The 24,289-nt window shown below is 71.8% G+C and carries 22 protein-coding genes; 13 read left to right on the top strand and 9 right to left on the bottom strand.

Annotation, left to right across the window (positions count from 1 at the left end):
- Nucleotides 1–10 precede the first annotated feature (10 nt).
- Nucleotides 11–757, top strand: a complete 747-nt coding sequence (locus I4J89_RS20470; protein WP_230859298.1) for a MerR family transcriptional regulator — start codon at nt 11–13, stop codon at nt 755–757.
- Here I4J89_RS20470 and I4J89_RS20465 read toward each other — a convergent pair.
- Nucleotides 744–1,322 (bottom strand): TetR/AcrR family transcriptional regulator, encoded by a 579-nt coding sequence (locus I4J89_RS20465; RefSeq protein WP_196415607.1) that lies wholly within the window; start codon nt 1,320–1,322, stop codon nt 744–746. The genes I4J89_RS20470 and I4J89_RS20465 overlap by 14 nt on opposite strands.
- Before the next feature lie 63 nt (nt 1,323–1,385).
- Between I4J89_RS20465 and I4J89_RS20460 the strand changes: the two genes are divergently transcribed.
- Nucleotides 1,386–1,916, top strand: coding sequence for a hypothetical protein (locus I4J89_RS20460; RefSeq protein ID WP_309238407.1), 531 nt, complete (start codon nt 1,386–1,388; stop codon nt 1,914–1,916).
- A gap of 1,089 nt (nt 1,917–3,005) precedes the next feature.
- Here I4J89_RS20460 and I4J89_RS20455 read toward each other — a convergent pair.
- Both I4J89_RS20455 and I4J89_RS20450 read right to left on the bottom strand, forming a co-directional pair.
- Nucleotides 3,006–4,262, bottom strand: coding sequence for a prolyl oligopeptidase family serine peptidase (locus I4J89_RS20455; RefSeq protein WP_196415605.1), 1,257 nt, complete (start codon nt 4,260–4,262; stop codon nt 3,006–3,008).
- 93 nt (nt 4,263–4,355) lie between these two features.
- Nucleotides 4,356–4,982: an acyl-CoA-like ligand-binding transcription factor gene (locus tag I4J89_RS20450; protein WP_196415604.1), complete on the bottom strand. Its 627-nt coding sequence runs from the start codon at nt 4,980–4,982 to the stop codon at nt 4,356–4,358.
- Between the two features lie 61 nt (nt 4,983–5,043).
- Between I4J89_RS20450 and I4J89_RS20445 the strand changes: the two genes are divergently transcribed.
- Entirely contained in the window at nt 5,044–5,943 is a 900-nt protein-coding gene (locus I4J89_RS20445; RefSeq protein ID WP_196415603.1) for an oxidoreductase, read from the top strand.
- Between the two features lie 120 nt (nt 5,944–6,063).
- Nucleotides 6,064–6,819: an alpha/beta hydrolase family protein gene (locus tag I4J89_RS20440; protein ID WP_196415602.1), complete on the top strand. Its 756-nt coding sequence runs from the start codon at nt 6,064–6,066 to the stop codon at nt 6,817–6,819.
- Between the two features lie 3 nt (nt 6,820–6,822).
- Here I4J89_RS20440 and murQ read toward each other — a convergent pair whose 3' ends face one another.
- A complete protein-coding gene (gene murQ, locus I4J89_RS20435) occupies nt 6,823–7,740 on the bottom strand; it encodes an N-acetylmuramic acid 6-phosphate etherase (RefSeq protein ID WP_196415601.1) in 918 nt (305 codons plus the stop codon).
- Nucleotides 7,737–8,615, bottom strand: coding sequence for a MurR/RpiR family transcriptional regulator (locus I4J89_RS20430; protein ID WP_196415600.1), 879 nt, complete (start codon nt 8,613–8,615; stop codon nt 7,737–7,739). The genes murQ and I4J89_RS20430 overlap by 4 nt, the downstream gene beginning before the upstream one ends.
- Before the next feature lie 48 nt (nt 8,616–8,663).
- On the opposite strand from I4J89_RS20430, the gene I4J89_RS20425 reads away from it, so the two are divergent.
- The gene (locus I4J89_RS20425) at nt 8,664–9,767 is read left to right on the top strand and encodes an N-acetylglucosamine kinase (protein WP_230859297.1); all 1,104 of its coding nucleotides are present in this window, start codon (nt 8,664–8,666) and stop codon (nt 9,765–9,767) included.
- Here the strand turns inward: I4J89_RS20425 and I4J89_RS20420 are convergent.
- Nucleotides 9,746–10,999, bottom strand: coding sequence for an exo-beta-N-acetylmuramidase NamZ family protein (locus tag I4J89_RS20420; RefSeq protein ID WP_196415599.1), 1,254 nt, complete (start codon nt 10,997–10,999; stop codon nt 9,746–9,748). The genes I4J89_RS20425 and I4J89_RS20420 overlap by 22 nt on opposite strands.
- Nucleotides 10,996–12,702: a glycoside hydrolase family 3 protein gene (locus tag I4J89_RS20415; RefSeq protein ID WP_196415598.1), complete on the bottom strand. Its 1,707-nt coding sequence runs from the start codon at nt 12,700–12,702 to the stop codon at nt 10,996–10,998. Before I4J89_RS20415 ends, I4J89_RS20420 begins: the two co-directional genes overlap by 4 nt.
- Before the next feature lie 109 nt (nt 12,703–12,811).
- Between I4J89_RS20415 and I4J89_RS20410 the strand changes: the two genes are divergently transcribed.
- From I4J89_RS20410 to I4J89_RS20375, 8 genes are all read left to right on the top strand, one after another.
- Complete coding sequence (locus tag I4J89_RS20410; RefSeq protein ID WP_196415597.1) at nt 12,812–14,569, top strand: serine hydrolase domain-containing protein; 1,758 nt, start codon at nt 12,812–12,814, stop codon at nt 14,567–14,569.
- Nucleotides 14,566–15,966, top strand: coding sequence for an N-acetylglucosamine/diacetylchitobiose ABC transporter substrate-binding protein (gene ngcE / locus I4J89_RS20405; RefSeq protein WP_196415596.1), 1,401 nt, complete (start codon nt 14,566–14,568; stop codon nt 15,964–15,966). The genes I4J89_RS20410 and ngcE overlap by 4 nt, the downstream gene beginning before the upstream one ends.
- Nucleotide 15,967: 1 nt before the next feature.
- Nucleotides 15,968–16,873, top strand: coding sequence for a carbohydrate ABC transporter permease (locus I4J89_RS20400; protein WP_196415595.1), 906 nt, complete (start codon nt 15,968–15,970; stop codon nt 16,871–16,873).
- Nucleotides 16,873–17,760, top strand: a complete 888-nt coding sequence (locus I4J89_RS20395) for a carbohydrate ABC transporter permease (RefSeq protein WP_196415594.1) — start codon at nt 16,873–16,875, stop codon at nt 17,758–17,760. The genes I4J89_RS20400 and I4J89_RS20395 overlap by 1 nt, the downstream gene beginning before the upstream one ends.
- 204 nt (nt 17,761–17,964) lie before the next feature.
- Nucleotides 17,965–18,702 carry an ABC transporter ATP-binding protein gene (locus tag I4J89_RS20390; protein ID WP_196415593.1) on the top strand — a complete coding sequence of 246 codons (738 nt, stop codon included), beginning with the start codon at nt 17,965–17,967 and terminating at the stop codon, nt 18,700–18,702.
- Nucleotides 18,699–19,499, top strand: coding sequence for an ABC transporter permease subunit (locus I4J89_RS20385; protein WP_230859296.1), 801 nt, complete (start codon nt 18,699–18,701; stop codon nt 19,497–19,499). The genes I4J89_RS20390 and I4J89_RS20385 overlap by 4 nt, the downstream gene beginning before the upstream one ends.
- Before the next feature lie 14 nt (nt 19,500–19,513).
- A complete protein-coding gene (locus tag I4J89_RS20380; protein ID WP_196415592.1) occupies nt 19,514–20,902 on the top strand; it encodes a sensor histidine kinase in 1,389 nt (462 codons plus the stop codon).
- Nucleotides 20,903–20,904: 2 nt separating this feature from the next.
- Entirely contained in the window at nt 20,905–21,549 is a 645-nt protein-coding gene (locus tag I4J89_RS20375; RefSeq protein WP_309238406.1) for a response regulator, read from the top strand.
- A 7-nt stretch (nt 21,550–21,556) separates the two neighbouring features.
- Here the strand turns inward: I4J89_RS20375 and I4J89_RS20370 are convergent, their stop codons facing one another.
- Together I4J89_RS20370 and I4J89_RS20365 are read right to left on the bottom strand one after the other, a co-directional pair.
- Nucleotides 21,557–22,717, bottom strand: a complete 1,161-nt coding sequence (locus I4J89_RS20370) for an ROK family transcriptional regulator (protein WP_196415789.1) — start codon at nt 22,715–22,717, stop codon at nt 21,557–21,559.
- A gap of 59 nt (nt 22,718–22,776) precedes the next feature.
- On the bottom strand, nt 22,777–24,273 hold the full coding sequence (locus tag I4J89_RS20365; RefSeq protein ID WP_196415590.1) for a glycoside hydrolase family 36 protein: 1,497 nt from the start codon (nt 24,271–24,273) through the stop codon (nt 22,777–22,779).
- Between the last annotated feature and the right edge of the window lie 16 nt (nt 24,274–24,289).

Genomic DNA, 24,289 nt, shown 5'->3' with positions numbered 1-24,289 from the left:
CATGCGGTCCATGAGCGACGAGCCGGCCGGTGGCAGGCACCTGCTGACCATCGGTCAGCTCGCCGGCTATGCCGGCGTGACCATCAAGGCGGTGCGGACCTATCACGATCGCGGCCTGCTGCCCGAGCCGCCTCGCGACACGTCCGGCTACCGCAGGTACGGCGCGGAGCACGCCGTCCAGCTCGTCAAGATCAGAACCTTGGCGCAGGCCGGAGTGCCGCTGGCCCGGATCCGGGAGCTGCTCGCCGCCGGGCCGGAGCGATTCGGCACGGCGATCGACGAGATCGACCGGGCGCTGCGGCAGCGGTCCGCCGAGATCCGCCGGACCCGGCAGCGGATCGCCCAGCTCCAGGGCGGTGACCGGCTGTTCGTCTCCGAGCAGGTCGCGGGCTATCTGGACCGGCTGCGCGAGATCGGGATCAGCGAGCGGACCGTCCTGCTCGAACGCGAGCTGTGGATCCTGCTGCAGGCCGTGGAGCCGGAGCAGGCGGCCGCCTGGGCCGCCGGCAAGCTGGCCGCCATCGCCGACCCCGAGTTCCGCGCCCTGTACCTCGACTACGACGCCGCCTTCGACTGGTCACCCGCCGACCCGCGCCTGCCCGCACTGGCCGACCGGACCCGCCGCTGGTACGCCGAGAACGACCCCGAACCCGAGTCCGGCCTGCTACCCGATCCGGCGATCGCCCGGCTGGCCGCCGCGACGGCCGCCGTGTCGTCGCCGGCCTGGGCCCGGATCGCCGAGCTCACGAGGCGCTGAGCTCGTCCAGGAAGGCGTCCAGCTCGGCGACCATCTCCGCCGGGCTCAGATGGTCGGCCAGGACGTGCACGGTCAGCCCGTCCACCACCGCGTGCAGGCGGCGGGCCAGGCTGCGCTGCCGCTCCGCGCCGGCCTCCGGCACGAGGTGCGGCACCAGCGACTCGCAGAGTTGGGCCATGCCGGTCAGGTGCAGGCGCTGCACCCGGGCCAGCGCCGGGTCGCCGAGCCCGAGCGCCAGGAACGAGAAGGCGATCGACGCCTCGGTGTGCCGTTCCTCGTCGACCGGCATGGTCTCCAGCAGCAGCCGGCGGATCGCCTCCCGCGGGCTGCCGTCCGGCCGGGTGTCGCGGATGCGTGCGGAGACCCGCTCGATCACCTGCTCGCAGGCGAAGGCGAGCAGCTCGTCGCGGGTGGCGAAGTAATGCCTTAGCGCGCCGGAGGACCACCCCGACTCGGCGGCGACGGTCCGGATGGAGACCTGGGCGACGCCGTCCCGGGCGATCACCCGCCAGACCGCACCGGCCAGCTCCAGCCGGCGCTCCTCATGATCCACGACCTTCGGCATGGCGCCATTCTCGCACGATCGTGTTATAAAGGTTTGTAACACGACCGTGCTAAATAAGGAGTCATTGTGATCGCGGTGATCGTCGCGTGCGAGATCGGGTTCTGGGTGCTGCTGCTCGCCGGCCTGCTCACCCGCTACGTGCTGCGCCGCCCCACCCTCGGCGCGCTGTTGCTGGTCTCGGTGCCGCTGGTCGACGTGCTGCTGCTCGTGGTCTCCGCGCTCGACCTGCGCACCGGCGGGGAGGCCGGCATCGCCCACGGGCTCGCCGCCATCTACCTCGGCGTCTCGGTCGCCTTCGGCCACCAGATGATGCGCTGGGCCGACGAGCGCGTCGCCCACCGCTTCGCCGGCGGCCCGGCCCCCGCGCCGAAACCCCGCGCCGGGCACGAGCACGCTTCCCGCGAACGCCGCCAGTGGCTCCGGCACCTCCTGGCATACGCCCTGGCCGCCGCCATCCTGGCCCTGTTCACCCTGATCGCGGGCGGCCTCGACCGCGCCCTGCCGATCTGGCACGTGATGGCGCCCTGGGGCATCGTGCTGCTGATCGACTTCGCCATCTCGTTCAGCTACACGCTGTCGCCCCGTCGCGCCTAGAGCCCATGTACGGCCCAACGTGGGTGCTGTCTGGCGGCCGATTTCGAGTCAGCATCGAGCGTGGGCCCAGCAAGATCACCGCTTGGGGACCCTGACTACGGAAGCTCTCTAGCCGGACTTTCGTGGTCAAGGTCCGCTTCCCGGTTCCGCCCTTCCGGGGTACGGGTGACCGGCCGTCCCGCCGAAGCCGACCCCGTCCCCGCTCTCCCAGCGCGAGCCTTCGCTGCCGTTGCGGCCCCAGCGCGACCGCCGGGAAACAGCGCCCCGTGCGCATGAACCGCAGCCCAGCGCGGGTGATGGCCATGCGCACACCGGGCCGTCGTTGGGCGCCAGCCCGGTGCGCCGGCCGCACGTAAGCACGGGCGGGGTTCGACCGGCGGTAAGGCACCGAGTGGAACTGTCGCTCGGTGGCTCGGTCCAGCCGGGTGAGCCCGGCGGCAGGGGAAAGGGGGCGCGCGGCGATGTCGAGCCGCCCCAGGCCGCAGCGCGGCGAGTTCGGGCCGGCACTTGCGCCCGACGCGCGGTGCGCGGGCGACGGCTGGTGGCGGCTGGCCGTCGATGGCGAACGTTAGGAGGGGCCGGGTGGGTTGCTGCCGGCTGGGCCCGGCGGGGCCGGGGCGCGCTTGTGCGGCCGTGATGGCGGTGGTCTGGGGTGACGCCGGGTAGCGCGGTGGTCGTGGAGGGCGGTTTCGTCGGCGGTGGCTGATCGGCGGCTGGGGACGGGTGATCGCGGTGGGGGGGGGGGGGGGGGCCCCCCCCCCCCCCCCCCCCCGCGGGGGGGGGTTATGGCGGCGGCGGGCCGGGGGCGGGGTGTCCGGGGTGCCCGTCCGCTTCGCCCCCCGATCCGCGCCCGGCCGCGGTGATGCTGTTTCCCGGCGGTCGCGCTGGGGCCGCGCCGGGCAGCGAAGGCTCGCGCTGGGAGAGCGGGGACGGGCCGGTTCCGGCGGGAACGGCCGGTCGCGCGTACCCCGAAATCCGTAGTCAGGGTGCCCAAGCGGTGATCTTTCTTGGCCCACGCTCAATGCTGTCTCAACGGCCGCAAGGCAGCACCTACGTTGGGCCGGACAAGAGCCTGACTACGGAAGCCGTCTAGCGGCGCTGGCGGGCCATCCATTGCCAGATGTGCGTGCCGTTGATGCTCGGGTCGTTGCGGGCCACGTAGATCCAGGACCAGTGGCCGGGGAACTGGTGGCCGTTCCAGATCACGTGTTCGTAGAGGGTCTGCAGCGCGCCCGGGATCACGTCGTGAGCGTGGATGGTGTTCGGCTCGGGCGGCACGGTGTCGTCGTCCAGGGAGGTGACCAGCCAGGTGGGGGTGCGGATGCTCGCCAGTTCCGCATCGGTGATCAGCGGCGGGTCGCCGGGCCGCAGGGCGGTCACCACGCCGCAGATCGGCACGGACGCGGCGAACAGGTCGCGGTAGATCGCGGTGATCTTCATGCTCATGTAGCCGCCGTTGCTGGCGCCGGCCACGTAGATGCGGTCGCGGTCGATGCCGTGCCGGCGTACGAGATCCCGGATGATCTCGCGGATCAGCGGGGCGAACCGGGGCCCGTCCTCGATCCAGTAGGAGGTGCTCTGCGGAGCCACGACGTAGGCGCCGGAGAAGATCCGCTGTGCCTCCCGGGTGGCGAAGCCCAGCGCACCACGGTTGGCCCGCAGCGTGGTCTCGTTGTCGTAGTAGCCGTCCGGCAGGGAGGCGCCCTCGCCTCCGCCGTGCAGCCAGACGATCAGCGGCCGCTTGCGGGAGGTACGCGGCGAGTACAGCCGGTACTTCATGCCGGAGCCGGAGACGTGGTAGCTGAACGCGTCCACCTCGGGGTTGGACAGCCGGCCCTGCTCGAAGCGGGAGATGGTCACCGGACGGCCGCCACGCACCACGATCGGGGCGTTCTGCGTGATGGTGTAGACCAGATCGAGCCGGACGTTACGGCCCCGGCTCACGATGTAGCCGAGGGTGCCGCCACCGACCTGGCCCTCGGCGTAGGCGAGTTCGAGCACGATGTTGCCGCGGCGGTCGAGCCGGACCCCGGTCACCGCCCGGTCCAGGTCGTACTCGCTGAAGATCAGGTCCCCCGGCGCCAGGGGGATCGGGCTGGTCGCCTTGGCGTGCACGCTGAACGTGCCGGTGCTCAGGCTCGCCGGATCGATCGGGCCGAGCCGGGCGGTGTGCAGGGTGATCGAGGTGACCTGCTCGCCACCGTCGAGCGTCCACGCGTTGAGGGTGAAGCCGACTCGGGTGGCGGGGTGACCATTGGCGGAAGCGGCGGCGCCGGGCAGCGCCAGGCCGGCGGCAGCGCCGGCTCCCGCGGCCAGGATGCCGCGGCGACTGATGTGCGATGACATGCGGCTCGACCTCCAGCAATGATGCTTGTCGATGGCTGCAACGTATCGCGGCCGAAATTCTCTGGCAACGACCACTGACCGGCCGGGCGCTACTCACCGTCTCGGGTTGTCCAGCGCCGGAGCGGCCACGGCGAACGCCTGGTCGGTCAGCTCGGCGAGGCGTTGCTCGTCATCGCCGGGCCGCCACTGTTCGAGCACCGTGTCGAAGGCCAGCAGGGCCATCCCGGCCGCCATCCGCGGATAGGGATCGTCGTGCGGATCGAGGTCGTGGCGAGCGGCCAGTTCGGCAGCGAGCCCGGCGCGCAACTCGGTCTGGCGTTCCATCCAGCGGGCGTACAGGGCCGGGGTGTCCAGGATCAGCCGGACCACTACCCGGGAGCGCTCGATGTGGTCGGCGTGGTCGTCGGTGCACGCCTCGGCAAGCGGCGTCCAGATCGCCTCGCGCAACGCGACCGACGGCGGCTCGGTGCGCGGCCGCTCGGCGAGGGTGGCGAGGACGATCTCGCCCATGTCGGCCAGGAATCGGACGACCACGTCCTCCTTGGAGGCGTAGTAGCGGAAGAATGTCCGCCGCGACATGCCGGCCTCCGCGGCGATGTCATCCGCGGTCACCGTGTCGAACCCGCGGCTCGCGAGCAGCATCAGTGCCGCGTCCCGCAGTTCGTCGGCGACCAGCCGGCGTTTGCGTTCGGCCAGCGTGCTGCGCGGGTGTTCTGCCATGCGCCGATGTTACGCCATGCCGCGCTTGACACTCTGTGCCATGTGCGGCACGTTTGGGCGCATGAGAGCTGACCGTTGGACCCCGGACCTGATGCCCGACCTGACCGGTCGCACTATGGTGGTGACAGGAGCGACCAGCGGGCTGGGCCTGGCCACCACCCAGGCGTTGACCGCCCGGGGTGCCCGGGTGGTGCTGGCCGTCCGCGACGAGGCGAAGGCCCGCCGTGCCGCCGGCGACACCGCCGAGATCCGCAGGCTCGACCTGGCCGACCTGGACTCGGTACGCGAGTTCGCCGCCCGGCTGCACGACGACCACCGCCACCTCGACGTCCTGATCAACAACGCCGGCGTGATGGCCACGCCGCACACGCTCAGCCCGCAGGGCCACGAGTTGCAGTTCGCCACCAACCATCTGGGCCACTTCGCCCTGACCGGCCTCCTGCTCGACCTGCTGTTGGCCGGCACCGGGCCCCGCGTCGTCACGGTCACCTCGGTCAACCACCGCCGGGCCCGGCTGCCGTTTCTCGAGCCCAGCCGCTACTCGCCGATGGGCGCCTACAACACCACCAAGCTGGCCAACGCGATGTTCGGCTACGAGTTGCACCGCCGCCTCAGCGCGGCGAACAGTCCGCTGAGCAGCATTCTCGCCCATCCCGGGTACACGGCCACGAACCTGCAGACCAGTGCCACGACGCCGATGTGGCGTTTCCTGCTGGGCACGGTCGGCAACCGCCTGCTCGCCCAGCCGGTCGCCCGGGGTGCCTGGCCCCAGCTTTTCGCGGCGACCGCTCCCGGGGCGCAGCCGGGCCAGCTGATCGCTCCCGACGGCCCGGGTGAGCTACGTGGGTACCCCGCCGTGCGAGAGCTCTCCGCGGCCGCCACCGACACCGACAACGGCCGCCGCCTGTGGGAGCTTTCCGAGCAGTCCACCGGCGTGCGCTTCGGTCAGCTGATCGCGTGACCGGGCAGCCGATCGGCTGCCCCCGCGCACGCTGCGGTACGACGCCGACCGCCCGAACGGGGAGTGACTCCGTCCGCAACGCTCTCGCCCACGTCGATGCCCGCTTCGTAGGGTCGCGGCATGCGGGGGCTCGGTGCGATGGTGACGGCGGTGTTGGTGCTGGTGGCCGGGTGTGGCACCGGGCCGCGGGCACACGCCGGCCCGGCGGTCGTGACCCGGGTCCTCCAGCTCGCCCGCGGCAAGGGACGGCCGCTGCCCACCACGCTCTGGTACCGGAGCGGGCCGGACGGCGCCGGCATGGCGGCCGGCCGGCACCCGATCGTGTTGTTCAGCCACGGCCTCGGCGGCCTGCCCGAGCAGTTCGAGCCGCTCGCCACCGGCTGGGCGGAAGCCGGGTACGTCGTCGCCGCTCCCACCTATCCGCACACCAACGGGAACGTGAAGGTCGACGCGGGTGACATCCGGCGGCAGTCCGCGGACGCGGCGTACGTCCTGACGGAACTGACCTCCGGCGACCTCGCGCCGCATCTGGACAGCGGGCGCGTCGCGGCCGTGGGCTTCTCGGCCGGCGGCACCACCACCCTCGGCATGCTTCGCCAGGGGCATTCGCCGGGACTGCGGGCCGCCGTGTCGGTGGCCGGCCGCCGCCCGGCCGCCGCGTTCGCCGGGCCGGGCGTCCCGGTGCTGTTCCTGCACGGCGACCGGGATCCCGTGGTGCCGATCGAGGCCGGGCGGGCCGCGTACGACGCAGTGCCGTGGCGCAAGCAGTTCGTCGAGATCCCCGGCGCGGGACACGGGCAGTACCTGAATCCCGGCAACCCGGACTACCTCGCGGTGTCCGCCCGCATTCTGGAGTTCCTCGGCAAGAACGTGTGACGCTCAGCCGATGTGGTGATCGAGCAGGCGTAACGCCCGGTGGACGTGCCCGTCCGTCTCGGCCAGTGCCGCACCGGCCACCTCGGCGGCGGCGCCGGAGATCAGGGTCACCACCGCCACCTTCGCGTCGCCGCCGGCCGCGCGCAACGCGTCCCGGCAGCTCTCCACGTCCGCGCCGGTCGCCTCGGCCAGGATGCGCAGCTGCCGGTCGCGCAGCTTGGCGTTGCTGGCCAGCATGTCGGTCATCAGGTTCGAGTAGGTGCGGCCGAGCCGCACCATCGTCGCCGTGGAGAAGGCGTTGAGCACCAGCTTCTGCGCCGTGCCGGCCTTCATCCGGGTGGAACCGGTGAGCACCTCCGGCCCGGTGTCCGGCGCGACGTGCACATCCACGCCGGGTGCGATCGGCGAGGCCGGGTTCGCCGACACCAGCACGGTGCGCGCGCCGCGAGCACGCGCGGCGATGAGAGCCGCACGGACGTACGGCGTACGCCCGCTCGCCGTCACCCCGACCACCAGGTCTCCCGCGCTGACGTCGGCGGCCGCCGCGGCTCCGGCCTCCTCGTCGTCCTCGGCCGCCTCGGACGGCCGGGTGAGCGCCGGCGACCCGCCCGCGATGTGCGCCACCACCCGGCCCGGCTCCAGCCCGAACGTGGGGATCAGCTCGGCCGCGTCGAGCACCGCGATCCGGCCCGACGTGCCGGCGCCGACGTAGTGCACCCGGTGCCCGCCGGCGAGCGCCGCCACCGCCAGTTCGACCGCGGCGGCGAGCTCGGGCAGTACGCCGGCGACCGCCACCGGCACCTGACAGTCCTCGGCGTTGATCAGTTGCAGCAGCTCCAGCGTGGACATCCGGTCGATCGAGGCGCTGCGCGGATTACGTTGCTCGGTGCGCGAGAGGGGCACCTCGTCCACGGGCCTCATCCGCGGCTCCGGTCGGGGCCGATCCGCCGATCGCGTACCGCCGCGTAGGTGGCGTCGAGCGCGGTCCTGGTCTGCTGGTAGGTGCGCTGCGCGACGCCGACGAACACGCAGTCGATGACGGTGAGCTGGGCCAGCCGGCTGGCCATCGCGCCGGACCGGAACGTGGTCTCGCGGGCCGCGGTGGTCAGCACCAGATCGGCGACCCGGGTGATCGGCGACTTGGGGAAGTTGGTCAGCGCGACCGTACGCGCACCGTGCCGTCTTGCCTCGGTGAACGCGTCGATGGTGTCGCTGGTCGTGCCGGTGTGCGAGATGCCGAACGCCACGTCCCGCTGGTCCAGCAGGGCGGCGCTGGTCAGGGCCACGTGGGTGTCGCTCCACGCGTACGCCACCCGGCCGATCCGGTGCAGTTTCTGCTGGAAGTCGGTGGCCACGAAGGCGCTCGCGCCCACGCCGTAGATGTCCACCCGCCGTGCCCCGACGACCAGGTCGACCACCTGTTCCAGCACGGCGATGTCGATCTGCGAGGCGGTCTCCTCGACCGCCCGGGCGTCCGCGAAGGCGATCTTCTTGACCACCTGGGCGAGGTCGTCGCTCTCGCTGATGTCGCTGCCCACCGCCTCGTCGACGGTCTCGGACACCCGTCCGGACTCGGCCGCGAGGGTCAACCGCAGCTCGGAGTAGCCGGCGAAGCCCATCGCCCGGCAGAACCGGATCACCGTGGTCTCGCTGGAGCCGGCCCGCTCGGCGAGGTCGGTGATGGTGAGCCGGGAGGCGGTGGCCGCCTCATCGATGATCACCTGAGCCACCCGCTGCTCGGCCGGCGACAGTGACGGCAGCAAACCGCGTGCTCGTACCACCGTTTCAGCTGTCATGGAAAAAAGCTTCCTTTGCTCGGTGTCGGTGGTCAATATTCTTCACCTATGAGCGCGGCGATGGTGGTCGGGGTCGATGCGGGTGCCACGACCACGCGGTGTGTGGTGGCGACCCTCGACGGCGCCGTGGTGGGCCGGGGTGTGGCCGGCGGCGCTAATCGCAACAGCAGCGGCGGCGAGGTGAGCGGGACGCTGGTTGCGGCGCTGACCGCCGCGCTGGGCGCGGTCGACCGGGCCGGCGTGCGTCTCGGGGTGCTCGGCGCGGCCGGTTCGGCCGGTGCCGGCCGGGAGGCGTTCCGCGCGGCGGCACTCCGTGCCTGGCGGGAGGCCGGGCTGAGCGGCGAGGTGGTCACGGTGACCGATCTGGAGGTCGCGTACGCGGCCGGCACGGCCGAGCCGGACGGCGTGCTGCTGCTGTCCGGCACGGGTGCCCTGGCGGCCCGGTTCGCTGGTGGCGAGCTGCGGCGTCGCTGCGACGGGTACGGCTGGCTGCTCGGTGATGAGGGCTCGGCGGTGTGGATCGGGGTGCGTGCGTTGCGGGCGGTGCTCGCCGCGCTCGACGGCCGCGGCGAGCCGACCGCCCTGGTCGGCACGGCCTGCACGCACTTCGGCATCACGCCGGCCGCCGATCATGAGGCCGCCGCGCCGGCCGCCGATCATGATGCCGTCGCTGATCGTGAGGCCGTCGCGCCGGCCGCGGACAACGAGGCCGTCGCGCAGGCCCTTCTCGCCGCCGGATTCGCTGTTGCTCCCGCCGAGCTCGGCCGGCTGGCGCCCGCGGTAAGTGCCGCCGCCGAACAGGGCGACCCGGTCGCCGCCCGGATCTGCGCCGCGGCGGCCGATCGGCTGTTGCACACCTACGACAGCGTCGGGCCGCCACCCGGCGCTGTCGTGGTGCTGGCCGGGTCGGTGCTTCTGCGACCCGGCCCGGTCAGCCGCGCGGTACGTGCCGGCCTGCTCACCCGGACCGGCGCCGAGCCCCGCGCCGCGCGAGACGGCGCGTGCGGGGCCGCGGCGCTTGCCGTCGGCCGGCTCGCCGGCGCCCCCGTGCCGCCGGCGGTCCACGCGCGGCTGACCGGAGTTCCCGCGGAACCGCCGCGAGCCTCCGGCAGCGCTCAGGAGCCCAGTGCTCACGAGCCGCGCCGGGAGTAGAGCAGGTACGGCCGCCGCCGCGCGTCGAAGGCGGCCAGCTCCTCGGCCCACGCCCCGACCACCTCGCCGGTCGTCGCGCCCGCGTCGATCATCGTGCGCAGCCGTGCCGAGCCGGTGAGCAGGTCGATCCAGTACCGCGTGCCGCCGTCCACCCGCCAGGCGAACGCCGGTGACTTGCGCGCCTCGACCAGCATCCCGGTCGCGGTCCGGATCGGATCGAAGGCGGCCTGGTCGGTCACCTTCACCTCGATCCCGGCGCAGAGCTGGTTGGTGAACTTGTTGAAGGTCGGCGTGAAGTACGCCTCCCGGAACTCCACCCCGGGCAGGTTCAGCGCCACCACCCGGTCACACCAGTGGTAGTCGAAGCCCGGCCCGCCGATCAGCTCGAACGGCCGGGTCGTGCCGCGGCCCTCGGACAGCGACGACACCCCCTCGAACATGCCGGTGCCCGGGTAGACGATCGCGGTGTCCGGGGTGGGCATGTTCGGGCTGGGCAGCACCCACGGCAGGTCGGTGTCACCGGCGCGCAGCCGTCCCGTCCAGCCGGTGCAGTTGATCACCTGAAGGTTCACGTCGCCGGAGAGGAACTCGCCGTTGTAGAAGCGGGCCAGCTCACCGACGGTCATGCCGTGCTGCTGCACGATCTTCAGCCGGCCCACGCCGGAGGTGAATCCGTCGGTCATCATCGGCCCGTACGCGCGGCCGCCGATCGGATTCGGCCGGTCGAGGACCACGTAGCGCAGGCCGAGCCGGGCGGCCGCGGCCATCGAGTCGTAGAGCGTGTAGATGTAGGTGTAGAAGCGGGCGCCGACGTCCTGGATGTCGAAGACGATCGTGCGTACGCCGGACGCGGTGAACATCTGCGCCCACTTGTCCTGGGTGGCGAGGTACGCGTCGTACACGGTCAGCCCGGTGCGGGCGTCGATCCCGGTGCCCTCGCTGCCACCGGCCTGCGCCGAGCCGCGGAAGCCGTGCTCCGGCCCGAAGACGCCGCCGATGGTGACGCCGTCGGCGTGCATCCGGTCCACCAGGTGACGGTAGGAACGGTCCACGCCGGTCGGGTTGGAGACGATGCCGATGCGTTCGCCGCGGACCGCCGCCCAGTCGTCGGCGGCCAGCCTGTCCATGCCGGTCCGCACGGGCAGGCGGGGGAGCAGGCCGGGTTTCGCCGCACCCGCGGAGAGGACGGCGGCACCTGCCAGACCGGCGGTCAGGACCCCGCGGCGCTTCACCGCACGCTCCAGGTCAGCCCGTGCCCGTACGGATAGAGCCCGGGAATCTCGACCGGCAGCTTGCCGCGCGGTGGCGTGGTGCCGAGCAGGACCTTGGCGAGCGATTCCATGGCGACTCCGGTGAAGCTGTAGGTGGCCAGGTAGGTGGTCACCCCCGGCAGGTACGCGATGTCGTACGGGTTCCGGACGGCCACCACCACGACCGGTTTTCCGGTCCCGAGCAGCGCCTTGACCAGTGCCTGCTGCCGGCTGTCGACTGCATTGTTGGTCAGCACCACCGTGATGTCCCGGGAACCGGCCGCCGTCACCACTTCGGCGATCTTCGCGTCGTCCGGCTGGTTCGCGACCAGCGGTGTCGCGTTCAGCGCTCCGGCCAGCACCGCGACGTTGTTGTAGACACCGGAGTTCCACCCGGTGACCAGCACCGACTTTCCGCCACCGGAGAACGGCAGCAGGCCGGCGTCGTTGCGGATCGCGGTGACCGTGCGGTCGGTGACGGACCGGGCGACACGGACGTGGGCGGGGGAGCCGACGACGCGTTCGGCCGCGGCCGGGTCGAGCGGCTTCCAGGTGAGCAGGCCGCGTTTCTGCTTCAGGGTGAGGATGCGGCGTACCGACTCGTCGATGCGGGCCTCGGTGAGCTCGCCGGAGGCCACCGCGCCGAGCACGGCGTCGTACGCCACCTGCATGTTCGGCGGCATCAGCAGCATGTCGACGCCGGCCTTGAGTGCCAGCACCGGGACCCGCTCGTCGCCGTACTTCTGCCGTACCCCGGCCATCTCCAGGGAGTCGGTGACGATCACGCCGCGGTAGCCGAGCTCGCCGCGCAGCAGCCCGGTGATGATCGGCTGGGACAGGGTGGCCGGGTCACCGGCCGGATCGAGGGCCGGCACCACGATGTGCGCGCTCATGATGGCGTCGGCACCGGCCGCGATCGCGGCCCGGAACGGCGGCGCGTCGATGCGCTGCCACTCCTCACGGGTGTGGTTGATCACCGGAAGGCCGGTGTGGCTGTCGGTCGCGGTGTCCCCGTGCCCCGGGAAGTGCTTCGCCGACGCCGAGGTGTTCGCGCCGACCTGAAGCCCGAGCACCTGGCTGGCGGTGAGCGCGGCGGCGAGCTTGGGATCACTGCTGAAAGAGCGCACCCCGATCACCGGGTTGGCCGGGTTCACGTTCACGTCGGCCACCGGGGCCCAGGCCTGGTTGATGCCGACCGCGCGCAGTTCGGTGCCGGTGACCTGCCCGGTGCGGTACGCGTCGACCGGGTTGCGCCCGGCGCCGAGCGCCATCCCGCCGGGGAACTGGGTGGCCGGTGCCGGCATCCGGGTCACCACGCCGTGCTCCTGGTCGGTGGAGATGGTCAGCGGGACGCCGGTGGCGGCGGCCTGGAGCCCGTTGCTGAGCGTGGCGATCTGGCGCGGATTCTGCAGGCTGTTCGTCCAGGCGAAGTAGATGACGCCGCCGAGATGGTATTTCGCGACGACCTCGGCCGGGGTATCCACCCCGTAAAGGCGCCGGTTCTCGGCCGACGGTGTGTTCGCATCGTTGCCGTAGACGTAGGTGGTGAAGAGCTGGCCAACCTTCTGCGGCAGGGTCATCCGGGCCATCAATGAATCGATGGGTGACGATGCAGTGGCCGGGATGGCAGGGATCGTGACGCCCAGCGCGGCGAGAGCGATGAGGGCGACAGAGCGCGTTCGCATGGTTCCGGAAGGTAGACCGCTCGCCGGGTCATGGCAATAACCTTCGCCCCTCTTGCAACTTACGAAGGAAACATCCATCCTCGACGGATCGACGTATTGAGGGGCGTTGATGATCAAGCTTCGGTTCGTGCCTCCGCTCTGCGTGCTCGCCTGTCTCGTCATCGGCTCGCCGGCGGCTGCCGCGCCTGCTCAGGCGCCAGTGGTCACCCCGGCGGACATCCGGTTCCGGCACGACGTGCTGCGCTCCGGCACCGCGCGCCAGGCCGGCCTGCTGCCGGAGCGGATCGCCGAGATGCCCGCGATCGCCGCGGCATATCTGGAGCCCACACCCGATCACCCCGACCGCCCGACATATGCCGGCGCCACCGTGCTCGCCGCACGTCACGGCGTCGTCGTGTCGCGCTTCGCCGTCGGTGACGCGGTCCGCTACACCGCCGGTCCCGGCGGAATCGTCGAACTTCCGACAGATCAGCGGGTGCCGGCGCGCACCGACACGGTGTGGGACCTCGCCTCGATCTCCAAACTGTTCACCACGATCGTGGTACTCCAGCAGGCCGAGGCCGGGCGGATCAGCCTGGACGCGCCGGTCGCGAGCTATGTGGCGGAGTTCGCGGCCGGCGGCAAGGAAGCGGTGACCGTACGGCACCTGCTCACCCACACCTCCGGGCTGCCCGCGTTCCGGCCGTTCTACTCGCTCTTCCCGACACCCGAGCAGCGCCTCGCCGCCGCCCTGGCCACCCCGGTCACCGCCGGGTCCACGCCCGGCAGGCAGTACGTCTACTCCGACATCGGGTTGATCGCGCTCGGCGTACTGATCGAGCGGGTGACCGGCAAACCCCTCGCCGACGCGGTCCGCGACGGGGTGACCGGGCCGCTGCGCATGCGCGACACCGGCTACCGGCCCGGACCCGAGCTGCGCGACCGGACCGCCGCCACCGAGTACCAGCCCTACGTGAACCGTGGCATGGTCCGGGGCGAGGTGCACGACGAGAACGCCTGGTCGCTCGGCGGTGTCGCCGGGCACGCGGGCGTCTTCTCCACCGCCGGCGACCTCGCGATCCTGTGCCAGACGCTGCTCAACGGGGGCAGCTACCGGGGGCGGCGTGTGCTGTCCGAGGCGATGGTCCGGCAGGCCCTGGTCAACTACAACGCGGACCTGCTGCCGCGGTATCCGGACAGCGCCCGCGGGCTCGGCTTCGAGCTGGGCAAGCACGCGTACATGGACGGGATGGCCTCGCCGGTCACCTTCGGGCACACCGGATTCACCGGCACGTCGGTCGTCATCGACCCGCTCGACCAGTCGTTCCTCATCCTGCTCAGCAACCGGGTGCACCCGGACCGGGCGTGGGGGAGCAACAACGTGGCGCGGCGCGCTCTGGCGCGTACCTTCGCCGCCGCCCATCCGATCAAGGCGGGCCGGGCCTGGCGCACGGAGCGGCGCGACAGCGCCGTCATGACGCTGACCGCGCCGCTGCGGCGCGCGGCCGGCACGCAGGCGCGAGCCGCGTTCCTTATCTGGTACGACACCGAGCCGCGCTTCGACACGGCAGCGGTCGAGTCGACGGCCGACGGCGCGACCTGGACGCCCGTGCCGATGACCCTGCGCTCGGGCCGCCAATCGTTCACCAGCGACGGCACGCTCACCGGCTTCGGCGGCCGCCACTGGTGGCTGGTCACCGCCGGCGTGCCGGCCGGCACGACCCAGCTGCGCTTCAGCTACCGCACCGACGCCGCCAACCAGGGCCGCGGCGTCCTGCTCGACCGTCTCCGGGTGATCGAGCCCGGAGCGATTCTCGTCGACGGCAGCACCACCTTCGCCGCCGACGGCTGGACCCCACCGAACGCAGAGACGGGAGCCGGAACATGACATACAAGATCAGTCGGCGCGGGCTCATCCAGGGCGCGGCGGGTGCCGCCGCGGCCGGTGCACTCGGCGGCTGCGCCATGGGCGGCGACGACTCCACCGACGACGCCAAGGGCGCGACGAGCGCGAACAACCCCCTCGGGGTCAAGGAGGACGCGGCCCTCGAGGTGGTCATCTTCAACGGCGGCTTCGGTGAGGAGTACGCCAAGGCGCACCAGAGCATGTACCAGGAGCGCTACCCCAAGGCGCAGATCAAGCACTCGGCCACCCAGCAGATCGCCGAGACGCTGCAACCCCGCTTCGTCGCCGGTGACCCGCCGGACGTGGTGAACAACTCCGGCGCCAGTCAGATCGACTTCAACGGCCTGGTCGCACAGGGCGCGTTGGCCGATCTCGGCGAACTGCTCGACGCCCCCAGCCTCGACGACCCGAACAAGAAGGTCCGCGACACCCTGCTGCCCGGCATCGTCGACGTCGGCTCGTACGACGGGAAGTTCCTGTCGCTGAACTACGCGTACTCGGCCTACGGCATCTGGTACTCGCAGAAGCTCTTCGAGTCCCGGGGCTGGGAGTACCCGAAGACGTGGGACGAGATGATCGCCCTCTGCAAGACGATCAAGGCGGCCGGGATCGCGCCCTGGACGTACCCGGGCAAGCACTCGCGCTACATGAGCTGGCCGATCGTCGCCGCCGCCGGGAAGATGGGCGGCATCGAGGTGATCAAGGCGATGGACAACCTCGAGCCGAACGCGTGGAAGCACGAGGCCGTCAAGGCCGCCGCCGAGGCGTACTACCAGCTGGCCGTGGACGGCTACCTGCAACCCGGCGCCGCGGGCATGGACCACATCCAGGCGCAGACCGAGTGGTGCCGGGGCAAGGCCGCCTTCCTGTCCTGCGGATCGTGGCTGGAGAACGAGCAGAAGTCGGTCACCCCGCCGGACTTCCGGATGGCCGTCGCGCCCACGCCCAGCCTCACCACCGGCGACAAGATGCCGTTCGAGGCGTTCCGCGGCACCGGCAGCGAGCCGTTCATCGTGCCGAGCAAGGGCAAGAACGTCCGCGGCGGCCTGGAATACCTGCGGGTCATGCTCTCCCAGAAGGGCGCCTCCGACTTCACCCGCAAGGTCAGCAGCCTCACCGCCGTGCAGGGCTCCAGCGCCGGCATCGAACTCGGCCCGGGCCTCACCTCGGTGACCAGGATGATCGACGCGGCCCAGGGCGGCACGTTCACCTGGCTGTACAACTCGTACTACCGCAAGCTGGAACGCGAGCGGATCGACGCGGCCTGCGCCGAGCTGTACGCCAAGCGGATCACCGCCGCGCAGTGGTGCGACAAGGTCCAGAAGTCCGCCGACGAGTTCGCCCAGGACCCCGCGATCAAGAAGTACAAGCGGGCCTGACGTGCGCGGAAAGCGACTGTTCATCGCCACCTTCCTGATACCACCCCTGCTGCTGTACGGCATCTTCGTCATCTCGCCGTACGCGCAGGCGTTCCAGATCTCCGGCACCAACTGGAGCGGGCTGTCCCCGACCTACGAGTTCATCGGCCTGGACAACTTCCAGCGGCTGCTCGGCGACGGCTACTTCTGGAACGCGCTGCGGCACAACGGGCTGCTGCTCCTGCTGCTGCCGGTGGCGACGATCCTGCTCGGGCTCTTCTTCGCCTCGATGATCAGCGTGGGCGGCCGCGCGGACCGGGTGGGCGTGCACGGCGTACGCGGAGCCGGCTTCTACCGCATCGTCTACTTCTTCCCGCAGGTGCTGTCGGTGGCCATCATCGGCGTGCTGTGGAAGGAGATGTACGCCCCGCACACCGGCATGATCAACGGAGCGTTGCGCGCGGTCGGCCTGGACGGGCTGGCCATGGCCTGGCTGGGCGATCCCCGGTTCTCGTTCTGGTGCGTGCTGGTCGTACTCATCTGGATGAACGTGGGCTTCTACGTGGTCCTGTTCAGCGCGGCCATGCAGTCGATACCCCGCGACCTGTACGAGGCGGCGCTGCTGGACGGCGCCAGCCGGGTCACCACCCTGGTCCGCATCACCGTGCCGCTGGTCTGGGACACCATCCAGGTCGCCTGGGTCTACCTGGCGATCATCGCGATCGACGGGTTCGCCATCGTGCAGATCATCACCGACGGCGGGCCGAGCTCGTCGTCGGACGTGGTCGGCCTGCGGCTCTACAAGACCGCCTTCGCCGACGGGCAGTTCGGCTACGCGTCGGCCATCGGCGTGGCGATGTTCTTCCTGACCCTCACCGTGGCGGCCATGTTCCTCCAGGTGACCCGCCGTGACCGGGTGGAGTTGTGATGGCGGTACTGACCGAGACCCGTCGTCAGACGCCACCCGTGGAGACACCGCCGGCCGCTGCCCGGCCGGCGGTGTTCTCCCACCTCTTCCTGACCGTCTGGGCGCTACTCACCACCCTGCCGCTGGTATGGGCGGTGCTCAGCTCGTTCAAGAGCGACGAGGAGATCCTGACCTCACCGTGGGGCCTGCCCTCGGAGCTGCGCTGGGAGAACTGGAGCCGCGCCTGGAACGAGGCCCACATCGGCCGCTACTTCCTGAACAGCGCCCTCGTGGTGACCGGCGCGCTCACCCTCACCATGCTGCTCGGCGCCATGGCCGCGTACGTCCTGGCCCGCTACCGGTTCCGCGGCAACCGGATCGTCTACTACGCCTTCGTCGGCGGCATGATGTTCCCGGTCTTCCTGGCCCTGGTCCCGCTCTTCTTCGTGGTCCGCAACCTGGGCATGCTCGGCACCCTGCCGGGCCTGACCCTGGTCTACGCCGCCTACTCGCTGCCGATCACGGTGTTCTTCCTGACCGCGTTCTTCCGCACCCTGCCCACCTCGGTGGCCGAGGCCGCGATGGTCGACGGCTGCGGCCACTTCGGGCTGTTCTTCCGGATCATGCTGCCGATGGCGCGGCCCGGGCTGGTCAGCGTCGGCATCTTCAACTTCCTGTTCCAGTGGAACCAGTACGTGCTGCCGATCGTGCTCATGCAGGGCGAGGGAGCGGAACGCAAGTGGGTGCTGGCGCAGGGACTGACCGCGCTCGCGGTGAACGAGGGCTACCGCGGCGACTTCAGCGGCCTGTTCGCCGGCATGACCATAGCCATGCTGCCGGTGATAGCCGGCTACCTGCTGTTCCACCGCCAGGTCCAGAGCGGACTGGCCGCCGGCCAGCTCCGCTAGAAGGTGATCTTGCTTGGCCCACGCTCAATGCTGTCTCAACGGCCGCCAGACAGCACCCACGTTGGGCCGGGCAGGACCCTGACCACGAAGTCTCTTCGGCTGGGGGAAATCCCCCAGCCGAAGACGGCCGTCAGCCGGGTCCCGGCCACGCCGCCGCCTGCCTAGCGTCATCTTCCGTAGGAACAACCGACGGAAGGAGTTCGGGTGATCGAGGCCCGGAATCTCACCAGGCGATACGGACCGACGGTCGCGGTCGACGCGCTCAGCTTCGACGTGCGGCCGGGCAGCGTCACCGGCTTCCTCGGCCCCAACGGGTCGGGCAAGTCCACCACGATGCGGCTCATCCTGGGGCTGGACCGGCCGGACACCGGCCAGGTGCGGGTCGGCGGCCGCCGCTACCGCGAGCTGCGCTGGCCGCTGCGTGAGGTCGGCGCGCTGCTGGAGGCCCGGGCATTCCACCCGGGCCGTAGCGCCCGCAGCCATCTGGCCGCGCTGGCTGCCAGCAACGCGATCCCGCGGGCCCGGGTCGACGAGGTGCTCGACATGGTCGGCCTGACCGGCGCGGCCGGGCGGCGGGCCGGGAAGTTCTCGCTCGGGATGGGGCAGCGCCTGGGTGTCGCCGCGGCGCTGCTCGGCGATCCGGCCGTGCTGCTGCTGGACGAGCCGGTGAACGGGCTGGATCCGGAGGGGGTCCGCTGGATCCGCGACCTGCTGAAGTCGCTGGCCGCGCAGGGCCGCACGGTGTTCGTGTCCAGCCACCTGATCAGTGAGATGGCGCTGACCGCCGAGCGGCTCGTGGTGATCGGGCAGGGGCGGTTGCTCGCGGACACCACGGTCGCCGAACTGTCCGCCGGGTCGGCGTCGCTGGAGGACGCGTTCTTCCGGCTCACCAGCGCGGCGGTCGAGTACCAGGGAAGCACGGCGAAGGAGGCGACGTCATGACCACGACCGCGGAGACCCGCGTGCCGAGCGGCCGGTACGGGCTGGCGCAGGTGGCCCGGATGGAATGGATCAAGCTGCGCAGCCTGCGTTCGACCTGGTGGACCCTGGTCGTCACGGCCGCCGGTACGGTCGGGATCGGCGTCGCCGTGGGTGTGAACACCCGGAACGCCTCGGGGGACGTGACGAACAACGCGCTCGCCGGCGTGGTGCCCGGCCTGCTGCTGACGGGTGTCCTCGGCGTACTGATCATGACCAGCGAGTACGCCTCGGGAACGATCCGGGCCACGCTGGCCGCCGTACCGCGGCGCCCGCTGATCCTGGCGGCGAAGGCGGCGGTGTTCGGGGCTGTGACCCTGGTCGTCGGGGAGGCGGCGTCGTTCATCGCGTTCTTCGCCGTGGGGGCCACGCTGCGCGACGGCGTCGCGGCACCCACGCTGGGCCAGCCCGGGGTGCTGCGCGCGGTCGCGGTAACCGGGGCCGCCTACTGCCTGATCGGGCTGCTCGGCCTGGGCCTTGGCGCGATCATCCGGCACACCGCGGCCGCGGTCGGGGTGCTGGTGGCCGGCGTGTACGTGGTCGCGCAGTTCATCGGCATCATGGCTCATGGCGTGGCGTCGTACATGCCGATCCTGATCGTGGCGAACTCGCTGAGCACCACCATGCCGGTCACCTGCGGCACGGACGGCGCGTCCTGTCCGGACTTCTTGTCCGCGTGGGCCGGCCTCGGCGTGCTGGCACTGTACGCCGTGATCGCACTGGCGGTCGGCGGATGGCTGCTGGCCCGGCGGGACGCGTAGGGGAGGATGGCGGCATGGGCGTTCCGGTGACCACGTCGACGGCGGACCCGCGGGCGGTCGCCCGCGCGGCGGTCGCGGCGCCGTTCACCCGGCGCCTGGGCCGCGAGCTGTTGTTCTGCCTGGCCGGACTGCCGTCCGCGCTGCTCAATCCGCTGGTGCTCTTCGTCGTCACGGTGGATCTGATCTGGTTGGTGGCCGATGGCGGACGGGGCAACCCGTCCGTGGCCCACGTGGCCCTCGCCTGTGTCTGCGTGGGACTGCTGCTCGTGCTGGCGGTGTCGACGGGAGCGGCCCGCAAGCTCGGCTCGGGGCAGCGCAGGCTCGCGGCCGGGCTGCTCGGGGTACGGGTCGCGGCGCCGCCGCCGGTGCGGCGGAGTCCCGGCGGCCGGGCCTGGCCCGGCCCGCGCGACGGTGCCGGCTGGCGGGTCATCGCCTACCAATTGGCCAAGCTGCCGGTCAGCCTGCTCGAGCTGTACGCCGTGTTCCTCTGGATCGGCGGGCTGGTCAACCTGAGTTACCCGCTCTGGTGGGGTGCGTTCCGCAACCACCCGCCGGGTGTCCGGCTGAGCCCGGTGCCGGTGTTCACGCCGTTCGGGATGTTCGGTGAGGGCACGTTCCGCGTCGCGACCCTGCCCGGCACGTTCGCCGCCGCCGCGGCGGGAGCGGCGATGCTGCTGGCCGCCCCGTGGGTCATCAGGGCCGTCACGTCGGCCGACGCCTGGCTGATCCGGGGCCTGCTCGGGCCCGGGCGGCTGGCGCAGCGGTTGCACCACCTGGAGCAGAGCCGGGCGCTGGCCGTGGACGACTCCGCCGCCCTGCTGCGGCGGCTCGAGCGGGACCTGCACGACGGCGCGCAGATCCGGCTGGCCACGCTGGCCATGAACCTCGGCATGGCCCGGGAGAAGCTCGGCGCCAGCGGCGAGGTCCGGGACGCCGCCGCCGCCCGCGAGCTGGTCGACGCCGCGCTCCGGGGCGCCAAGGACGCGCTCGGTGAGCTGCGGAGCCTGGTCCGCGGGATCCACCCGCCGGTGCTCGACAACGGGCTGGCGGACGCCCTCGCCTCGTTGGCCGCCGACCGCGCGATCCCGGTCGATCTGGAGGTCAGCATCCCGGTCCGGCCCACCCCCGCGATCGAGACCATCGCGTACTTCTGCGCCGCCGAACTGCTGGCCAACGCGGCCAAGCACAGCTACGCGAACAAGCTCGCCGTGCGGGCGGCCGGACAGCGGGACGTCCTGCTGCTCAGCGTCGCCGACGACGGTACGGGCGGTGCCGACCCGGCCCGGGGCACCGGCCTGTCCGGGCTCGCGCAACGGGTCGCCGTGGTGGACGGCCGGCTCACGATCGCGAGCCCGCCCGGCGGCCCGACGACGATCACCGTCGAACTTCCCCTGCACGCATGAGGGTGCGAGTGGTGATCGCCGAGGACGCGGCCCTGTTCCGGGCCGGGCTGGCCCGGCTGATCGAGGACCGCGGCCACCAGGTGTGCGCTGCCGTGGGCGATGGCGGCGCGCTGCTGGCCGCGGTGGCCGAGCATCAGCCGGACGTCGTGGTGGCCGACATCCGAATGCCGCCGACGCACACCGACGAGGGGCTGCGCGCCGCGCTCGAGATCCGCCAGCGGCACCCGCGCACCGGGGTGCTGGTGCTGTCCCAGTACATCGAGACCAAGTACACGTCCCGGCTGCTGGAGGGCAACGCGGCGGGCGCCGGCTACCTGCTGAAGGAGCGGGTGGCCGACGTCGCCGAGTTCACCGACGCGCTGGAGCGGGTCGCCGCGGGCGGCACGGCACTCGACCCCGAGGTCGTCGGCCAGCTGCTGCGCGCCAGCCGCCGCGCCGACGGCCTGGCGGCGCTCACCCCGCGCGAGCGCCATGTGCTCGCGCTGATGGCCGAGGGGCGTTCGAACGCCGGCATCGCCGACGCGCTCGTGGTGACCGGCGGAACCGTGGAGAAGCACGTCGCGAACATCTTCGACAAGTTGGGGCTGCCCCAGGACGAGGCCGACAACCGCCGGGTTCTGGCGGTCCTGCGCTACCTGAGCTCGTAAGTCCGCGTCACGTGCGGCGGGGTGCGACCGGGGCGGACAGGCCCGCGCTGAACAGGCGCTGGTCGACCTCGTTCAGGGACAGCTTCAGGGCGCCGAGGGCGACCGAGTCCGCGCCCAGGGTGGAGGCGCGTACCTCCGGCATGCGCAGGCAGAGGCGCTCGATCTCGCGGCGCAGCGGGTCCAGCACCAGGTCGGCGGAGCGGGAGAAACCGCCGCCGAAGACGACGACCTGGGGGTCCAGGGTGAGCACCAGGGCGGCGGCGCCGACGGCGAGGTCCTTGACGTAACGGCTGACGGCGCTGCGGGCGGCCTTGTGTCCTTCGCGGGCGGCGTTGAAGACCCACGCGGCCGCGTCGTCGGGACCGACGGTCTCCGGGACGCCGGGGCAGTTCTGCAGATGCCCGGGCGCCTTCAGCCAGCGGACGTGCGGGAGCGCGCCTATCTCGCCGGCCGCGCCGCCGAAACCACGGCGCAGAACCCCGTCGATGATCAGCCCGGCGCCGGTGCGCATGCCGGCGAGCAGGTAGACGATGTCGTCGGCGTCGCTCGCCGCGCCCTTCCACCGTTCGGCGAGGGCGGCCAGCTTGCAGTCGTTCTCGACGACGATCGGGCAGTCGAACCGGACGCTCAGATGCGCGGCCAGGTCGACGCTCTTCCAGCCGGGCAGCGGGGTGAAGAAGCTGGTCCGGCCGGACGAGTCGACGGCACCGGTGACCGCGACGGTGACCGCCCAGATGTCCGTCGGTGTCTTGCCCGCCCCGGTCAGGCAGGCGCTGACGACCTCGTCCAGCTCGGCGAGCCGTTCGGCGGGACCGGCCTGCGCATCGACGGCGTGGCGGACGCTGTGCACGATGTCGCCGTCCAGATCGGCGAGCAACGCCAGTATCTTGTGCACGCCCACGTCGACGCCGAGCACGTGGCCGGCGCCGGCCCGGAACTGGTATCGGCGGGCCGGGCGGCCGACCGCGCTGCTGGCGCCGGGCTCCAGCACGCTCGCCCAGCCGTCGGTGACCAGTCCCTGTGCGATGACGTCGACGGCCGGCCGGGACAGGCCGGTGCGCCGGGACAGCTCGGTGACGGTGGACGGCGGGTGATTGCGGAGCGCGCGCACGATGCTCAGCGAGTTGAGCTCGCGCAGCCGGGGCAGGTCTGCTCCGGTGGTCGTCACCTCGGTCAAGTCTTGTTCCTCGCCTAATACGCTGTGAGCTTTACAAACTAGCGCAGGGATCAGGTGATCGGGTACGCCTGGGCGGCGGGTGTGACCACCGGTGCGAAGTCCACCTCCCGCCCGCCGACGCTGAACCGGTAGCGGTCCAGCCGCCGGACGTCCGGCCGCGCCGCCAGATAGGTGGTCAGATCGTCCAGCTCGGTGGGTGTCAGCCAGCTCGGCGGGTCCGACACGGCGCGGAACCGGCAGATGTCGGCGAGGTCGCGCAGCCAGGCGAGCTGCTGGTCGGTGAGCAGGTTGAGGCGGCTGCGGAAGTACACGACGTCCGGGTCGACCTCGGCCAGCGGCTGCTGCCAGAGCCGGTGCAGCGCGTTGACCACGGCGTTGCGGGCCATGGCGTCGGACGGGTCGTCACTGGCGTAGTTCTGCCACATCGGCGCGACGTCGGGGCCGCTGCGCAGGCCGTCGAGGATGCCGAGCGAGGGCAACAGGACGGCGCCGCTGCCGAGCAGGTAGACGTCGTCGCCGGCCACCTGCCGTACCAGGGTGAGGGCGTCCCGGTAGGTCTGCTCGCGCTCGCCGCCGCCGGCGCGCTCGCCGGGCGCGGCGCCGGCGTTGATGAAGTCCAGCTTGAGGTACTTGAAGCCCCACTCGTGCACCACCCGGTGAATGAGCTCGGCGACGTGGTCGCGGGTGGCGGGCCGGGACAGGTCGAGCGCGTAGTAGCCGGTTCCCCAGTTGTTGCCGGCGATCACCGGTTCGCCGCGGGAGTCGCGCAGCAGCAGGTCGGGGTGCCGGCGCGCGAACTCCGAGCCGGGCAGGGCGATGAACGGGGCCAGCCACAGCCCGGGTGTCATGCCGGCGTCGCTGATCCGGTCCGCGAGCGACTTCATCCCGGACGGGAACTTGTCGTTGGGCTGCCAGTCGCCGACCAGCCGCTCCCAGCCGTCGTCGACCTGCACGACGTCGAACGCCAGGCCCTCCAGGTCCTGGATGTCCTTGGTGAGCTGCTGCTCGGTGATGGTCTCGTAGTAGGCGTACCACGAGCACCAGACGTTGCCGGCCCGGCGGGCGCTGCTGCCCAGCCGGGCGGACAGCTGCCGGGTGTAGGCGGCGAACACCTCCTGTTCCGGGCCGTACGCGGCGAACCAGGGCTGGGCGCCGTGCTCGTACCAGCCGGCGAGGGTGTCGCGGTCGGCCGACAGGCGGGCGGTGCCCAGCCCGAGCGCGCCGAGCAGCAGGACGTTGCCGTCACCGGCGTCCAGGGCGGCCACGGCGGAGGAGTGATGGCGGGCCGGGTCGTCCCAGACGGTGTCGTCGGCGGTGACCCGGCGTTCCGGGTTGGCGATGCGCAGCGGTGGCTCGGAGAGCCGCCGCCACCCGCATGGACTCCAGGAGTTCTGCCCGTGCCGGTAGAAGAGGGCGTCGCCCAGTTCGTGCAGCAGCGCGACCCGCCCGGGCGGCAGGATCAGCCCCCCGTCGGCTGCCCGCGGGTGGCCGGGACCGTCGGAGACGAGCGCGAAGGTACGGCCGGCCAACTCGATGAGCGATGCCATGTTTCTCCCTGTCAGG

The sequence above is a fragment of the Actinoplanes aureus genome, from assembly GCF_015704865.1.
Lineage (GTDB): Bacteria > Actinomycetota > Actinomycetes > Mycobacteriales > Micromonosporaceae > Actinoplanes > Actinoplanes aureus.
Note: the sequence above shows the minus strand (reverse complement) of the source record. Positions and strands in the feature narration are given on the sequence as shown.

Excerpts from the sequence above, each read along its gene's own strand:
- I4J89_RS20455 (WP_196415605.1), bottom strand. The coding sequence starts at position 4,262 with ATGTCATCGCACATCAGTCGCCGCGGCATCCTGGCCGCGGGAGCCGGC.
- I4J89_RS20425 (WP_230859297.1), top strand. The coding sequence starts at position 8,664 with ATGAGCGCGGCGATGGTGGTCGGGGTCGATGCGGGTGCCACGACCACG.
- murQ (WP_196415601.1), bottom strand. The coding sequence starts at position 7,740 with ATGAGGCCCGTGGACGAGGTGCCCCTCTCGCGCACCGAGCAACGTAAT.
- I4J89_RS20380 (WP_196415592.1), top strand. The coding sequence starts at position 19,514 with ATGGGCGTTCCGGTGACCACGTCGACGGCGGACCCGCGGGCGGTCGCC.
- I4J89_RS20365 (WP_196415590.1), bottom strand. The coding sequence starts at position 24,273 with ATGGCATCGCTCATCGAGTTGGCCGGCCGTACCTTCGCGCTCGTCTCC.
- I4J89_RS20430 (WP_196415600.1), bottom strand. The coding sequence starts at position 8,615 with ATGACAGCTGAAACGGTGGTACGAGCACGCGGTTTGCTGCCGTCACTG.
- I4J89_RS20415 (WP_196415598.1), bottom strand. The coding sequence starts at position 12,702 with ATGCGAACGCGCTCTGTCGCCCTCATCGCTCTCGCCGCGCTGGGCGTC.
- I4J89_RS20465 (WP_196415607.1), bottom strand. The coding sequence starts at position 1,322 with ATGCCGAAGGTCGTGGATCATGAGGAGCGCCGGCTGGAGCTGGCCGGT.
- I4J89_RS20470 (WP_230859298.1), top strand. The coding sequence starts at position 11 with ATGAGCGACGAGCCGGCCGGTGGCAGGCACCTGCTGACCATCGGTCAG.
- I4J89_RS20440 (WP_196415602.1), top strand. The coding sequence starts at position 6,064 with ATGCGGGGGCTCGGTGCGATGGTGACGGCGGTGTTGGTGCTGGTGGCC.
- I4J89_RS20385 (WP_230859296.1), top strand. The coding sequence starts at position 18,699 with ATGACCACGACCGCGGAGACCCGCGTGCCGAGCGGCCGGTACGGGCTG.
- ngcE (WP_196415596.1), top strand. The coding sequence starts at position 14,566 with ATGACATACAAGATCAGTCGGCGCGGGCTCATCCAGGGCGCGGCGGGT.
- I4J89_RS20410 (WP_196415597.1), top strand. The coding sequence starts at position 12,812 with ATGATCAAGCTTCGGTTCGTGCCTCCGCTCTGCGTGCTCGCCTGTCTC.
- I4J89_RS20450 (WP_196415604.1), bottom strand. The coding sequence starts at position 4,982 with ATGGCAGAACACCCGCGCAGCACGCTGGCCGAACGCAAACGCCGGCTG.
- I4J89_RS20395 (WP_196415594.1), top strand. The coding sequence starts at position 16,873 with ATGGCGGTACTGACCGAGACCCGTCGTCAGACGCCACCCGTGGAGACA.
- I4J89_RS20445 (WP_196415603.1), top strand. The coding sequence starts at position 5,044 with ATGAGAGCTGACCGTTGGACCCCGGACCTGATGCCCGACCTGACCGGT.